Consider the following 14,078-nt stretch of genomic DNA (forward strand, 5'->3'; position numbering starts at 1 on the left):
TAATATTCTGTATTTTCAAATTAAAGGAAAATTAATTATGGCAACAACATTAGAACTCTGGAATAAAGTCAGTGCTTTTCCTAAAGGAAAGTGGACTTTCTCTCGCATGCTGTGCCTAAAAGCACCCTATTTCGGCAGTATTTCACCTCTTTTTATTGAGCTAAAGCCAAATTATTGTGAAATTTCCATCAAAAAGAAGCGTTCTGTGCTTAACCATATTGGAACAGTACATGCAATTGCCATGTGTAATATGGCTGAACTGGCGGGTGGAACAATGACAGAAGTTACTGTCCCTTCTACTCATCGCTGGATTCCAAAAGGCATGACTGTTGAATATTTAAAAAAGGCAGAAACAGACCTTATTGCTGTAGCGGCGCCTGTACACGCGAATTATGACTGGGAAAAGGCTAGAGAATATTTAGTTAATGTAGATGTTTACGACACTCACAAAGACAAGGTATTCCATGCCACTATTACGATGTGGATTTCTAAAAAGAAATAAAAAAAGCCCTGAACTCTCAGGGCTTTTTCATATTATTTTTTAAATGGGAAAGCATATTTTGCAATACGCCCAACCACTTGACCGAACTGTTTAACAAAGCTGGCATTGTTATAGTTCAAACCATATTTTTTACAAACTGCTTCAACTTTTGGAGCCATTTGACGATAACGACGAGCAGGAATATCTGGGAATAAGTGATGTTCGATTTGATGACTTAAGTGACCAGACAAAATATGAAATGCTTCTGAACCTGTTAAGTTAGAAGAACCACGAATTTGGCGCATATACCAGTGTCCACGGCTTTCTTCTTGTAAAACAGATTTTGGAAATACTTCTGCATCTTTTGTGAAGTGACCACAGAAAATAATACTGAATGTCCAGATATTACGAAGACCATTAGCGACTAAGTTACCCGTAAATACTGGTAAAGCTGCTGGCCCTGCAATGAGAGGGAAGAAAACATAGTCTTTAAAAAGTTGCTTACCAATTTTTTTATTCACTGGTTTTAACTCTTCTAAAAATTGTGCCTTGGTCTTACGTTTATAAAGCACACGCCCAATTTCAAGATTCTGAATTGCTACGCCCCACTGGAACAATAAGCAAAATGGAATACTATAAATCGGTTGCAGTAAAAACCCTGGTTTCCAACGTTGCTCTGGGAATAAACGGAGTAAGCCATAACCAATATCATCATCAATACCTTTAATATTGGTATAAGTATGATGTTTATAGTTATGAGTTTGGCGCCAGTTATCAGATGTTCCTACCGTGTCCCACTCATAAGTTTGGCCATTAAATTTTGGATCATTCATCCAGTCATATTGACCATGCATAACATTATGACCAAGTTCCATGTTCTCCATAATTTTAGAGAAACCTAATAGACCTGTACCCAAAATCCATGCTGGTGGGAACCAACCTGCGAATAAGCATGCTCGTCCTAAAAGACTGCTATAGCGAACTGCAGCATAAACACGACGGATATATTTTGCGTCTTTTTCACCCAAATCATCCAATACTTCTTGTTTGATCTGGTCAAGCTCTTTTGCAAATGCTTCAAGTTCTGCTGGAGTCAAATCGCGATTTTTAGGATTTTTAAAATATTCGACTTTCACTGGCATATTCATAAGAGGTCTCTCTTAAAGATCAATAACTAGATCGGATTGTGCTGAATTCACACAAATTTTAAGTAACTGGCTTGGTTCTGTATTTTGACTACCGTTTAGTAGGTTACGTGTAGAACCTTGCGTTTTACTACAAACACATTTATTACAAATTCCCATACGGCAACCGTGTGTTGGCTTAACACCTTCATGCTCAAGGCTCACCAAAATCGATTGTCCCTTAGGAATTGCAATCACTTTATTAGACTGAGTTAATGTGACATTCACATAACCGACATCATCTGCAGAACTTGCATTGCTTAAACTAAACGCTTCAGTAAGCACGGCTGGTGCTTTTTCAAAAAGCTCTTCGACAGTTGAAACAAAGCCAGATGGACCACATGCGTAGACCGTGCTTTTTTCAATATCATCAACCAAAGCAAGATGTTCAGCATTTAAGCGCTCATCATTTGGTGTTTCTTGTGTGTAAAACACCTGATAGCTGAAATTTGGGTTTTGTTCAGCCACTTGCTCGAAATACTCTGTAAAAGCAGCATCAGAACGCTGTTTTACCCAATATAAAAGCTGAACCTGCACTTTTTCTAATTGCTGGCTTTGCTTAATTGCTGTGATTAAGCTCAACATTGGTGTAATACCACTACCAGCAGCTAACATAATTAATTTTGGTGTCTGGATATTTTGTTGCATATCACCATAAGGTTGACCAAGCTCAAAAATATCACCAATCTTACTTTCAGCAATGAACCAATTACTAACAACACCATCAGCAACTTTTTTAACGGTTAAACGTAAGTGCTCTGCATCGATTTGTGTCAAGCTATAAGTACGTTCATAACGGCGGCCCGCAATTTCAACAATCACTGGATGATGCTGACCTGCTGCTCCCATTTTGACCAAACGGTTGCATTTTAAAGTAAGGCTCACAGTGTCATGAGCTACGAATTCTTTTTTTACAATTTGAACGAGTCCGTGCTGTACAGACCATAAGGGATTTATTTTTTGTAGCCAGAAACTCGCCATATCTTTATCAAATACGGCTTGTGTTAATGAATTGAATAGAGAATTTCTCTTTTCGATTGCTTGCATAACTGAGGGCTCTGTCGCTCTTTTTTAATTATTATACACATGTATATATATTTGTATATACACCCGTACTTTTAATTACAATTTCACAAGTTCCTTGTCTAACGCTATAATCCAGAGAGTTTAAGAATATATTGAAAAGCATGACCCAAACCTCACTTTCTCAGAGCCAAAATGACACAAGCTCTTCACAAGATGTCATTGAAATAAAAACAGTAACGCGTTCTGTTGGAAGAAAAGCGACGATTACTAAAGAGGAACTTTTTCAGGCTGCACTTAACCTGATTGGTCCACAAAAAAGTATCGCCTCACTCAGCTTACGTGAAGTTGCGAGAGAAGCTGGTATCGCACCAAACAGCTTTTATCGCCACTTTAAAGATATTGATGAATTAGCCATTTCACTCATTGACCGTGCAGGTATCGTTTTACGTAAGATTATTCGTCAAGCTCGTCTACGGGCATCTTTTCAAGACAGTATTATTCGTAGTTCTGTAGAGATTTTTCTTCAGCAGCTTGATGCAGATGAAGGTAATTTAAGTTTATTGTTACGCGAAGGTTTTACAGGTTCTGCATCTTATAAAGCTGCTGTAGACCGCCAGCTCAACTTCTTCCAGCAAGAACTACAAGAAGATTTAATCCGTCTAGAGCGATTAAACAACAACCATCTATACCATCCAGAACTCGTTGCAAAAGCAATTACGCAACTTGTATTTCATATGGGTGCTAAGGTGATTGATCTTCCGGTTCATCAACGTGCAGAAGTCGCAGAACAAACCATGATTATGATAAGAATGATTTTAGAAGGTGCCCGTCATCTAGACGAAGCAAAAATACGATAAATTCAACATAAAATGGTTTGTGATTTTACAAGCCATTTTTTATACAGATATACCAGTTTCTTGATAAAAATATAATTCGTAGATTGAAGCAACCAACATGCAAGAGTATAAGTAATTATTATTCTAGCAATACATACCCATATTTCCCCACGATATTTAGGGATTCACATGCAAAGTTTGAGTAATCGTCAAAGCCTGATTGCAAGTTATATTCTGATGGGCATTTTTTTGCTTTCGGTTATCCCCTTGCATCTCTTAGCAAGCTTTTTTGCTGGCTTTCTCATTTATGAAATTATTATTAGTTTAAGCTCTATTGTTGAACGTTATATTGATGGTCAAAGAGCCCGCATTTTTATTAGTATTTTACTCAGTATTATCACGGTTTCACTCATCGCCTTTTTCATTACAAGTTTAATTAGCTTTGTGGTTTATGACTTAAAAGGTGTAGGTATCCATAATATCAACAATAAAGTCGATCAAACGCTATTACACTTACAAACCGAAATTGGCAAATATCTTCCCGGTTATATTCCAGACAGCGTTACAGAACTAAAAGATGAAATTTTTGCGTTTATGAAAGATAACGTGACGACATTAAAAAATGCCAGTTCCGATATCTTACATAACTTCGTAACGATGATTATGGGCCTTATTATTGGTATTTTGGTAGCTATTCATGGCTTTCACCGTCGAACACCACAGCCTATATTTAAGTCTTTACTCATTCAACGTATTCAAAAGTTATCAATTTCTTTTAGAAACGTCGTTTTTGCTCAAATTAAAATTTCAGCAATTAATACGCTGCTCTTTATATTATTTGCATTTGTAATATTGCCGATTTGGGGTGTTCACCTCCCTTTCGCCAAAACCTTAACCATTCTTACTTTTTTGTTTGGTCTCATTCCAATTTTAGGCAACTTAATTTCAAATACGCTCACTTTTATTGCTGCATTGACGGTTTCACTCGGTCTAGCAGGCGTTGCTCTGCTCTATCTCGTATTAGTACATAAGTTAGAATATTTTATTAATGCGAAAATTATTGGACATAAAATTAATGCCAATGCATGGGAAATTTTATTGGCAATGTTAATTTTTGAGTCAATTTTTGGTTTAGGTGGATTGATTGCAGCACCAATCTTTTATGCGTATTTAAAACTAGAATTAAAAGATGCCAGAATGATTTAATTAAATTTTACTCAATAAAAAAGCGCCGTTACGGCGCTTTTTTATGATTTCCTACTTATGGTTTAACAACCACAAGTACTTGAATCGCTTCCGGAGTTACAGTTAAGCCATCGAGTAAACTCAAGCCTTCTTTTTGCAACTTCTGTAAGCGCTCAATTTCGTCTTGACGAATACTTGGGTTGAACTGTTTTAAATAAGTTAAGCGGTCAATCTCGTATTGCCATTTACTACCATAATGCTCTTTTGCCTGCTGTTGTAACTGTGGCAAGCCGACTTTAGCAATATCAAGCGCTTGTCTATAACGCTCTTCAATTACTTCACGGCGAGCTTTAACCACTTGGCGGCAGCTATTGCCATCTAAATGGTGCAAATATGGTTTTAAAATGGTTGGATCGATCTTTTCAGATAAGTCCTGACCATTTTCACTTAACAACACGCGAATGAGCTGTTTCGGTAAGCTTGATGGCAAGTTCAAAGATTTTGGTGCAACTACATCAACTTTAAACCAAACTTCAAGTAATACAGAACCTTGCTTTAATGCATTTGACTTAAGAACAGCAACATTAGTACTACCAAATGATTGTGTACGGATCATTTCCATTACACTTTCAATGAACGGATGCTCTAAAGTCAGGTATTGAGCGTCTTCACGCATTTGTGCTTGATCACGATAGAACGTCGCAGTCATGCCCTCTTCGTCTAGTGCCAAACCTTGAACTTGCATTTGGTCTGTTGGGCGAATAATAACAGTACCGTTACTTTGCTCATCAAAATCGATATTGGTTGAAGACATAAAACGCTTCACAAACATAGGTAATGTTGTGTTGTCATCGTAGTCTTCTAAGGCTTGAACAATTTCTTGTGCAACAATAGGACGACATGAGTTGTATTCAAGCAAGCGATCTCGACCAGCTTGTAACTCTGTTTCCAAAGCTTGACGTTGAACATTGACTTCTTCGAGTAAATCTTCAAATGTTTGGCCTTGATCTGAAAGTAAGCAGTCTTTTAATTCAACAATAAAGTTTTCTTGCAACGTTTGAGCTGTTGGAGAAATATTGCTAAAAATATTTAATGCTTCATTGTACCAACGGAACATACGCTCTTGAGCGGTGCCCATTAAGTAAGGTACATGAATTTGAATACGATTTTCTTGACCAATACGGTCTAAACGACCAATACGTTGTTCTAAAACATCTGGGTTTGCAGGCAAATCAAATAAAATGAGATCACTCGCAAACTGGAAGTTACGACCTTCTGAACCAATTTCAGAACACAGTAAAATTTGAGCACCATAGCTTTCTTCTGCAAAGTAAGCAGCTGCTTGGTCTCGCTCAAGTAAACTCATGCCTTCATGGAACATAGCAGTACGAATACCTGCATGCAAACGAAGTGCGCTTTCTAAAGATTCAACTACAGGACCACTACGTGCAATTAAAAGAACTTTTTTATGTTTAAGTTCTTTACGTAGAATTTCCATTAACCATGGCACACGTGGGTCATTTTGCATCCATGATCCATCAATTTGTGCTTCTTCTGGCCACATTTGCTCACGTAGTTTACCGTCTTTTGACCAATCTTCTGGCGCTGGCAAAGGTGCTGGTTGGCAATCACGGCCTGGGAAACCTTGAATCGCTTCACGCGTATTACGGAATAAAATACGACCTGTACCATGACGGTCTAACAACTCATGAATCGCTCTGAAACGTTGTTCAGGCTGATCTTCAATTGAATGACCCAATAAACCTTCTAAAGCAGTTAAATGCTCTTGAGTTAAAGGTTCATCTGACATCAATACTTCTGCAACTTGAGCAGTTTGCTGATATTGCGCTTCTTCATCCAAGAAACGCTCTAAACTGCTAAAGCGCTGCGGATCTAACAAACGTAAGCGTGCAAAGTGACTTTCTACACCAAGCTGTTCAGGTGTTGCTGTAAGAAGTAATACACCAGCCGTATTTTCAGCAAGCTCTTCAACTAAATCGTAACGATCATTACCGCCTTCTTCTTCGCTCCACATTAAATGATGCGCTTCATCGACAACGAGTAAATCGAAACCAGCTTCTAGTGCTTGCTCACGTAAATCGTCATGGTCCACCATCAAATCTACACTGGCAATAATACATTGCTCAGTTAAGAACGGGTTAAGCTCTGGATCATGTTCTTTAATAGACGCAGTACGGGTTAAATCGAACAGAGAAAATTGCAAGTTGAAACGGCGACGCATTTCAATCATCCACTGATATTGCAGCGAATCAGGGACTAAGATGAGGATACGTTCTGAACGACCAGTTTTAAGCTGTTGATGGATAATCAAACCAGCTTCAATTGTTTTACCTAAACCTACTTCATCAGCAAGTAAAACACGTGGTGCGAAACGTTTACCGACTTCATGCGCAATATAGAGTTGATGTGGGATTAAACCAACGCGTGCACCAACCAAGCCGCGTAATGGACTGGTTTGCATTTGCGCTTGCATTAGCATGGCTTCAATGCGTAAGTCATACCACTCTTTATAATCGATCTGGCTTGCCAGCAAACGATCTAAAGGTTTTGATAACTGAATTTGTGCACCGATACGAGTTTCATTGAGCGCTTTACGTTCTTGTTCGCCATTTTCTAAGGTACGAACTACGTTGTAACGCAAAACGCCATGGCGGTCTTCAACCGACTCAACAGTCCACTTTTGGCCTTCTTGATCTTGAACTTCATCGTTTGTGTTAAAGATGATACGAGATAATGGTGCGTTATTACGTGCATAGACACGCGTTTCATCACTCTTGGGGAATAAAATGCTGACAGATCTTTCATCTACATCAATAAGAACGCCTAAACCGAGCTCAGTCTCTGTATCTGATAGCCAACGTTGACCAATAGCATACTGCTGCAATTTTTCCACCTTTTTCTCAAGTTCGCACTACATATTGTACGATGCAAATTAGCTTATTTTTGCATCTTTTTATGTAGTCTTTAAAGCAAAATTTTGCAGCAGAAACCAATTAAATTATTTCGCTACAAAAATTACTCATTGAAAGTTTTTACATTAAAACGGTACAGGACAGTTAAACGTTAATGATTCCCCTGTGACAGGATGATTAAAGCTTAACTGTTTGGCATGCAAGCACAGACGAGGAACAAGTAATTGTTCCGGTGTTGCATACAATGTATCACCTACAATCGGATGTCCCAGATATTGCATGTGTACACGGAGTTGATGAGAACGTCCGGTAATCGGTGTTAATTTGACACGCGTAACCGGTTGTCCCTGAATCTGGAAATGTTCGATCGCCTGCCAATGTGTTAAAGCAGGTTTATTATGAGAAGCATCGACAATATGTAAAGGTGGTCGACTCGGGTCATAGACGACAGGGATATCAACAGTCCCTTCGCCATCTAGATGGCCTGCGACTAACGCTTCATATATTTTCGAAGTTTGACGGTCTTGAAATTGGCGTGCAATCGCACTTTGTCCACGCTTAGATAACCCAAAAACCAAAATACCCGAGGTATCACGGTCAAGGCGGTGAATGAGCAAAGTTCGTGGTTCAATTGCCACCAGTCTTGTCAAAACGCTGTCATGTAAATCACCTTTCCCTGGCACACTCAAAATGTCCGAAGGTTTATGAATCACCATAAAATCATCATCACGATAGATCAGATGTTCACTTAGAAAATCACTCAAAGTTGTATTCCCAAGGTAAGATGAAAAACAAGCGGGCAATAATAAAAAGCTTACGTCCGAATTACAATGCCGTTCGGGTAAATTAACAACAGAATTTGCAAATATTATGATTCACTTTATGGCTAAAGCCGATTAGTGCTTCAATAACTGCATAATATGTTGCAAAGTGGGTGTTTGCATCAGCTCTTCAGCACTTAGACTCGCACCGTTCGCACGCCATAATTCCACCAGATAATTGACTCCAGCAGTGTCTAAACCGTAGTTTCTTAAATCTATTTCTGGATGAATTTCCATTGGATGCCGCCCAATCTGTTCAGCAACTGCCAATAAAATTCCTTTCTCGGATAACACCTGTGACGACGGTGCACTTAAAGACCATAAGCGCATTAATGCCTGTGTGTTTATATGTTGAATGGAGTCAAAACTGATTTTTTCAATCCACTGTATATGCTGGTCTAAACTACTCGCCAAAATCGCATCATTTACAACAGCTACATAATCTGTAATGGATAAAACAAGCTGCATGACTTGCTTAAATAGCGGTGATAAATTCCCCGCCATAATCACCTGTGCCTGAGTGTTTGATGACAAGTGCTGCCCAAGCTGCAACATGGCCTGTTGAAGTTGAGATGACTGAATCATCATGACCGGAATTTCGAGTGCTTGCGCTCTTTTGCTTAGCATTTCTAAATAATCGGCTAATGGCTGATGCGCCCAATCAGATATATTTTCAAGATCATCTAGCCCGACTAGGAGCAATATGCTTTGCGTAGATTCAATAGGCCAATTTGAAGTACTTGCGGCTAACTGAATTTTTCGAGGTAAGGGATAAAACATTGTTCTCTACAAATATAAAATAGCTCAAATTAAAAAGCCCGTTTTTAAACGGGCCTTTTTGCTTACTTCATTTCGGCAAAGGTTTCTTTTGCAGCCTGAATGGTAAACTCGATATCTTCATCAGAATGAGCAGATGAAATAAAGCCTGCTTCAAATGCTGACGGCGCCAAGTTTACACCACGTTTTAACATGCCATGGAAGAACTTTTTGAAAGCTTCAATATCACATGCCAACATAGAGTCAAAGCTTGTAATGTCTTCTTGGTCAGTAAAGTAAAGACCAAACATTGCGCCCGCTTGCTGAGTTTTAAATGGAATACCCGCTGCATCTGCTGCTGCTTGTAAGCCTGCAAGTAACTTTTCAAGTTGAGCCGATAATTTGCTGTAAAAATCCGGTTGACGTAAATGTTTGAACATTTCGATACCAGCGCGCATAGCAAGTGGATTACCAGATAAAGTCCCCGCTTGGTATACCCCCCCTAAAGGTGCGATGCATTCCATGATTTCACGCTTACCGCCAAATGCACCAACTGGTAAGCCAGCACCAATAATTTTACCTAAAGTCGTTAAGTCAGGTTTAACGTTATAAACTGACTGAGCACCGCCCAATGCAACGCGGAAACCTGTCATCACTTCATCAATAATAAATACAGATTTGTATTCATCACACACATCACGAATCGCTTGTAAGAAACCATCAATTGGTTTCACCATATTCATGTTACCTGCGACAGGCTCAATAATGACGCCGGCAATTTCATGACCAAATTTTGCAAAGCATTCTTTTAATGCTGCAATATCGTTATATGGTAGTGTTAAAGTGTGTTTAGCGAAATCAGCTGGTACCCCTTTCGATGTTGGTTCACCCTCACCTTTAGTTAATAAACCAGAACCTGCTTTTACTAATAAAGAGTCAGAGTGTCCGTGGTAACAACCTTCAAACTTCACGATCTTGTCACGGCCAGTATAACCACGTGCTAAACGAATAGCAGTCATAGTTGCTTCTGTACCAGAGTTGGTCATACGTACCAATTCAATAGATGGCATGATTTCACAAATAATATCTGCCAGCGTTGTTTCATGTACGGTTGGTGCACCAAAACTTAAACCATCTTCTGCTGCTGTTTGTACAGCTTTAATAATATCTGGATGAGCATGGCCCAAAATCATTGGTCCCCAAGAGCCAACATAATCTACATAGCGCTTGCCATCTACATCCCATAAATACGCACCTTTGGCTTTCTCGATGAAAACTGGTGTTCCTCCAACGCCATTAAAGGCACGTACTGGAGAGTTCACACCACCTGGAATGTGTTTGCTGGCTTGTTTAAATAACTGTTCTTGCTTTGGAGATAAACTCATGGAAATGCTCGTCTTAAATATCTAAAAATAATTTTGAAAGCTTAAGAAAATAATTGTGCCCATGCTTGTACACGGGCAGGAATTTCAGCAGTTGATCGACCTAATATATCACTAATGACTGCGCAGAGGTCAGCTCCAGCCTCAATCACGGGTTTTGAGTTTTCAACTGTTAAACCACCAATTGCACAAATAGGTAAATCATACTGAGCTGCTGCTTGCTTAATTACCTCAATGCCAACATTACCTGCTTCCGGTTTAGTCGCAGTTGCATACACAGCGCCAAAGGCAACATAAGTTGCGCCATCAGCAATTGCTTTTTGGGCAAGTTCTAATGAGTTTAGGCAAGTACGGCCAATAATGACGCCTTCTGGTAACTGCGATTTTGCATCGGTAATTTCACCATCACTTTGTCCTAAATGCACACCTAAACCAAACTTTGCAGCCAGTTTTAAATCATCATTAATGACAAAAGGAACCTGATATTTTTCACATAGACCTTTGATCTGTTCAACTTCAGCAGGCTGATCAGCTTTGTCTACTTTTTTACGGCGGTACTGTAAAATTGCGATTTGATGGGTTGCGAGTGCAGCGTCTAGTTTTTCTAATAATAATTCGATTGGATCATCATTGGTAATGAGATATAAACCGCGCATACTCTACTCTCGCTTTTGAAAACTTCGCTAGTATAACGGATTTATAAGTCATCATAAGTACCGATTGATATAGGCTTACCAGTACCAATCGGTATATTTAAAAAAATAAATAAATTAACTTGGAATTTTATCGTGCTTGCGATCAATTAAACTTAATCGACCAGTCGCAACATCAGAGAGCATTCGCCAATCAGAAATAAAGCTATAGAAAGGTTGTTTAAAACTGGCAGGCTTATTTTTTTCAAACACAAAATGTCCAACCCATGCATTTGCGTAACCCGCTACCAAACCATAGAGCACATATTTGGCTTGTTTCTTACGAATCGCTTTTGAAAAAAAGTATAGACCAATGCTACTACCCACCACATGCAAACGTCTGCTCATGATGTTACGGTGTTCAGTTAAATAAAAACGATAAAATTCCTGATAGTTTTTAATCGGTAACTCAAACTCTGGCTGAGTTTCATGGCTAAAGTTTACTGGTGCATTCACGATCATCTTCCTGATTTTTATTTGATCAAAACATCACCTGATTGTACACCTAAATAAAAGTGTAGCGTCATATGTTTGATTGTAACTTTCTCTATCAAAAACATTATTTTTAGCGCTAAGCTATTATACTTATTCAAGATAGTTTAAATACCTGATTCAGGGAGATCCATTATGGTTGAAGTTGAGCTTAAGTTTCAGTTACCTGAATCGAAGAAAAAAACCGTCCAGCAATATTTAAAAAAACATAAAGCACAGCATATTCATTTACAGGCCAAGTATTACGATACCCCAGATCGCCTACTTGCAAAAAATGGTATGGCCTTACGCTTACGTAAAGAAAATGACCTGTGGGTACAAACCTTTAAAGCCGCTGGCCAAAGTCATTTACATCGTGTTGAAGAAGAAGTTTTTTTAGGAAAATGCGAACAAGAACCTGAACTAAACCTTGAGTTATATAAAGACAATAAAGTCGTCACAGATTTGATTACTCAAGCTTTAGGCTCTGAAGTCGAAAAGCTAAGCTTACAGTTTGAGACTGATGTACAACGTACTTATCATGTTTTTGAAGCAGATGACACAGCAATTGAAGTCTGTCTTGATGACGGCGTCGTAAAAACAGCAACAGCACAAAGCAAAATTTGCGAAGTTGAGTTCGAACTTAAACAAGGTGTAGTTAAAACACTTATTCAATTTGCTCAGCAATGGATTAATCGTTATGAACTTTGGCTCGATGTTAGAAGTAAAGCTGAGCGCGGTAATTTACTCGCATTGGGGCAAGCTGCTTCACCGGCTGTTCACGCAAAAAATCTGAACTTAGATAAAGACATTTCAGCAGAACAGGCACTCAAAAAAATTGTAGAAAACTGTTTGGGACAGTTCTTGCCGAATATGGCTGCAATTGCTGATGGTGTTGCCGACGCTGAACACATTCATCAAGCACGCGTGAGCTTACGCCGTTTACGCAGCGCACTTCACCATTTTGCAACATGGTCAGACGAGTTAAACCCTGGGTGGGAAGAACAAATTGCCGAGCTTTTCCGCAAGCTTGGAGACACGCGAGACGAAGATGCCATTCGTACTGAAATTTTACCGATGATTGTGCAGCATGGTTCACCTGAACTTTTGCTACCTATTTCTGAGCAGCCATTAAAAGACCTAACCACACTGTTTAAATCTGCAGAAACCGTTAAGCTCGTGCTCGCATTACTGGCATTTGTTTATTCAGAAGAAGATAACCAAAACGCTAAAGGAAAATTGAAAAAACAGATAGAAAAAAGCTTAGACAAGTTACATCACCAAGTCATAAGTCATGCCGATCATTTCATAGAACTTGAAGTCACTGAACAGCACAAAATACGTAAAAAAGCGAAGCAATTACGTTACTGTATCGAATTTATATCAAGCTTATATCCACGTAAAAATGTTCAGCAGTTTTTAAAAAAATTACAACCTGTGCAAAATACTTTAGGACTTTATAACGACTTGTTTATTGCCGAAGATCTCTTTAATAAAGCAACTGAACATGACCCACATTTTTGGTTTGCATTAGGATGGATTAAGGCCAAACAGCCTTATTTACAAAATCAGTCTGCTGAAGCTTTGCAAAAATTTAAACAGGCAAAAATATTTTGGTAAGAATCTTGAAGTCGCGACAAATATGCCGCGACTTTTTAGCGGTATTTACCAAATACTTTCCATACACCATTATCTGCTAATGGGTCGCTATAGCTATCACTACGCTGTTTTCTTGGCTTATCACGAGCGTCAACAAGTTTAAAGTGTGGCTCTACCCCCAACACAATACCATTGGTATAAAACCGTGAACGCGTATATTCAGTTTGACCATGCTGGAATACATAAGTTCTTAAATCGATAAATTCGCGGTGTGCAACTAATGCTGCCGTGTCGTCGCTTTGCAACCATTCTTGCATGGTAAAAATCTGGTCTGTGTCAAACTGTCCACATTTTTCAATAAGACTGGCCACACCACGGAAAGTTTTCGATTCTTTTGCGCGTGTTTTATTAATACGAATTCGGTCTACATGGAAAAAGAATAAAGGTAAATTTAAATGACTCGGTAAATGAATCGCATCTGGTAATTCATCTTCCATAAAAGGCTGAAAAAGCTCTTGTGCCCTTTCTATTAAATCTTTCCATTGTTGATAATAGGCTAAGACTTCTTCTTGCAAACCATAATAAATTGGCAGCCCTTCGACATGCTCCAAATACTGGGGCGGAAAAACATGCTGACGTAATAAAGCAATGTCTGTTTTTAGACTTTGAACGGCAATTGCATCTTGCATATTATAACTCCCAATACTTAGGC

General features: G+C 38.8%; 13 protein-coding genes. 4 read left to right on the forward strand and 9 right to left on the reverse strand.

Annotated elements, in window-relative coordinates:
* The first annotated feature begins 37 nt into the window (after window positions 1-37).
* Window positions 38-502 carry a hotdog fold domain-containing protein gene (locus HMPREF0014_RS16005; RefSeq protein WP_004885959.1) on the forward strand — a complete coding sequence of 155 codons (465 nt, stop codon included), beginning with the start codon at window positions 38-40 and terminating at the stop codon, window positions 500-502.
* 32 nt (window positions 503-534) lie between these two features.
* Here HMPREF0014_RS16005 and HMPREF0014_RS16010 read toward each other — a convergent pair whose 3' ends face one another.
* Both HMPREF0014_RS16010 and HMPREF0014_RS16015 read right to left on the reverse strand, forming a co-directional pair.
* Window positions 535-1,629 (reverse strand): acyl-CoA desaturase, encoded by a 1,095-nt coding sequence (locus HMPREF0014_RS16010; protein WP_002052591.1) that lies wholly within the window; start codon window positions 1,627-1,629, stop codon window positions 535-537.
* Between the two features lie 12 nt (window positions 1,630-1,641).
* Window positions 1,642-2,712: a ferredoxin reductase gene (locus HMPREF0014_RS16015; protein WP_004885957.1), complete on the reverse strand. Its 1,071-nt coding sequence runs from the start codon at window positions 2,710-2,712 to the stop codon at window positions 1,642-1,644.
* Window positions 2,713-2,852: 140 nt separating this feature from the next.
* On the opposite strand from HMPREF0014_RS16015, the gene fabR reads away from it, so the two are divergent.
* Window positions 2,853-3,548: an HTH-type transcriptional repressor FabR gene (fabR, locus tag HMPREF0014_RS16020; protein WP_004707630.1), complete on the forward strand. Its 696-nt coding sequence runs from the start codon at window positions 2,853-2,855 to the stop codon at window positions 3,546-3,548.
* Between the two features lie 168 nt (window positions 3,549-3,716).
* The gene (locus HMPREF0014_RS16025) at window positions 3,717-4,733 is read left to right on the forward strand and encodes an AI-2E family transporter (RefSeq protein ID WP_002052593.1); all 1,017 of its coding nucleotides are present in this window, start codon (window positions 3,717-3,719) and stop codon (window positions 4,731-4,733) included.
* Window positions 4,734-4,788: 55 nt separating this feature from the next.
* On the opposite strand, the gene rapA is transcribed toward HMPREF0014_RS16025, so the two are convergent.
* The 6 genes from rapA to HMPREF0014_RS16055 all read right to left on the reverse strand — a co-directional run bounded on the left by rapA (window position 4,789) and on the right by HMPREF0014_RS16055 (window position 11,758).
* Window positions 4,789-7,626, reverse strand: a complete 2,838-nt coding sequence (gene rapA, locus HMPREF0014_RS16030; protein WP_002052446.1) for an RNA polymerase-associated protein RapA — start codon at window positions 7,624-7,626, stop codon at window positions 4,789-4,791.
* Window positions 7,627-7,770: 144 nt separating this feature from the next.
* A complete protein-coding gene (locus HMPREF0014_RS16035; RefSeq protein ID WP_004700090.1) occupies window positions 7,771-8,409 on the reverse strand; it encodes an RluA family pseudouridine synthase in 639 nt (212 codons plus the stop codon).
* Window positions 8,410-8,541: 132 nt separating this feature from the next.
* On the reverse strand, window positions 8,542-9,246 hold the full coding sequence (locus HMPREF0014_RS16040) for an isochorismatase (protein WP_004885953.1): 705 nt from the start codon (window positions 9,244-9,246) through the stop codon (window positions 8,542-8,544).
* 62 nt (window positions 9,247-9,308) lie between these two features.
* Complete coding sequence (hemL, locus tag HMPREF0014_RS16045; protein WP_004885950.1) at window positions 9,309-10,607, reverse strand: glutamate-1-semialdehyde 2,1-aminomutase; 1,299 nt, start codon at window positions 10,605-10,607, stop codon at window positions 9,309-9,311.
* Between the two features lie 41 nt (window positions 10,608-10,648).
* Window positions 10,649-11,260 carry a thiamine phosphate synthase gene (gene thiE / locus HMPREF0014_RS16050; protein ID WP_004885946.1) on the reverse strand — a complete coding sequence of 204 codons (612 nt, stop codon included), beginning with the start codon at window positions 11,258-11,260 and terminating at the stop codon, window positions 10,649-10,651.
* Between the two features lie 114 nt (window positions 11,261-11,374).
* The gene (locus HMPREF0014_RS16055) at window positions 11,375-11,758 is read right to left on the reverse strand and encodes a DUF962 domain-containing protein (protein WP_079377149.1); all 384 of its coding nucleotides are present in this window, start codon (window positions 11,756-11,758) and stop codon (window positions 11,375-11,377) included.
* Window positions 11,759-11,923: 165 nt separating this feature from the next.
* On the opposite strand from HMPREF0014_RS16055, the gene HMPREF0014_RS16060 reads away from it, so the two are divergent.
* Window positions 11,924-13,387: a CYTH and CHAD domain-containing protein gene (locus tag HMPREF0014_RS16060; protein WP_006580651.1), complete on the forward strand. Its 1,464-nt coding sequence runs from the start codon at window positions 11,924-11,926 to the stop codon at window positions 13,385-13,387.
* Window positions 13,388-13,422: 35 nt separating this feature from the next.
* Here the strand turns inward: HMPREF0014_RS16060 and HMPREF0014_RS16065 are convergent, their stop codons facing one another.
* Window positions 13,423-14,055, reverse strand: a complete 633-nt coding sequence (locus HMPREF0014_RS16065; protein WP_004885938.1) for a hypothetical protein — start codon at window positions 14,053-14,055, stop codon at window positions 13,423-13,425.
* Window positions 14,056-14,078: the final 23 nt, after the last annotated feature.

This window comes from Acinetobacter sp. RUH 2624, from assembly GCF_000162375.2.
GTDB lineage: Bacteria > Pseudomonadota > Gammaproteobacteria > Pseudomonadales > Moraxellaceae > Acinetobacter > Acinetobacter nosocomialis.

Bases quoted from the DNA above. Each gene is read 5' to 3' on its own strand.
- HMPREF0014_RS16005 (WP_004885959.1), top strand. From the start codon at position 38: ATGGCAACAACATTAGAACTCTGGAATAAAGTCAGTGCTTTTCCTAAA.
- HMPREF0014_RS16010 (WP_002052591.1), bottom strand. From the start codon at position 1,629: ATGAATATGCCAGTGAAAGTCGAATATTTTAAAAATCCTAAAAATCGC.
- HMPREF0014_RS16015 (WP_004885957.1), bottom strand. From the start codon at position 2,712: ATGCAAGCAATCGAAAAGAGAAATTCTCTATTCAATTCATTAACACAA.
- fabR (WP_004707630.1), top strand. From the start codon at position 2,853: ATGACCCAAACCTCACTTTCTCAGAGCCAAAATGACACAAGCTCTTCA.
- HMPREF0014_RS16025 (WP_002052593.1), top strand. From the start codon at position 3,717: ATGCAAAGTTTGAGTAATCGTCAAAGCCTGATTGCAAGTTATATTCTG.
- HMPREF0014_RS16040 (WP_004885953.1), bottom strand. From the start codon at position 9,246: ATGTTTTATCCCTTACCTCGAAAAATTCAGTTAGCCGCAAGTACTTCA.
- hemL (WP_004885950.1), bottom strand. From the start codon at position 10,607: ATGAGTTTATCTCCAAAGCAAGAACAGTTATTTAAACAAGCCAGCAAA.
- thiE (WP_004885946.1), bottom strand. From the start codon at position 11,260: ATGCGCGGTTTATATCTCATTACCAATGATGATCCAATCGAATTATTA.
- HMPREF0014_RS16055 (WP_079377149.1), bottom strand. From the start codon at position 11,758: ATGATCGTGAATGCACCAGTAAACTTTAGCCATGAAACTCAGCCAGAG.
- HMPREF0014_RS16060 (WP_006580651.1), top strand. From the start codon at position 11,924: ATGGTTGAAGTTGAGCTTAAGTTTCAGTTACCTGAATCGAAGAAAAAA.
- HMPREF0014_RS16065 (WP_004885938.1), bottom strand. From the start codon at position 14,055: ATGCAAGATGCAATTGCCGTTCAAAGTCTAAAAACAGACATTGCTTTA.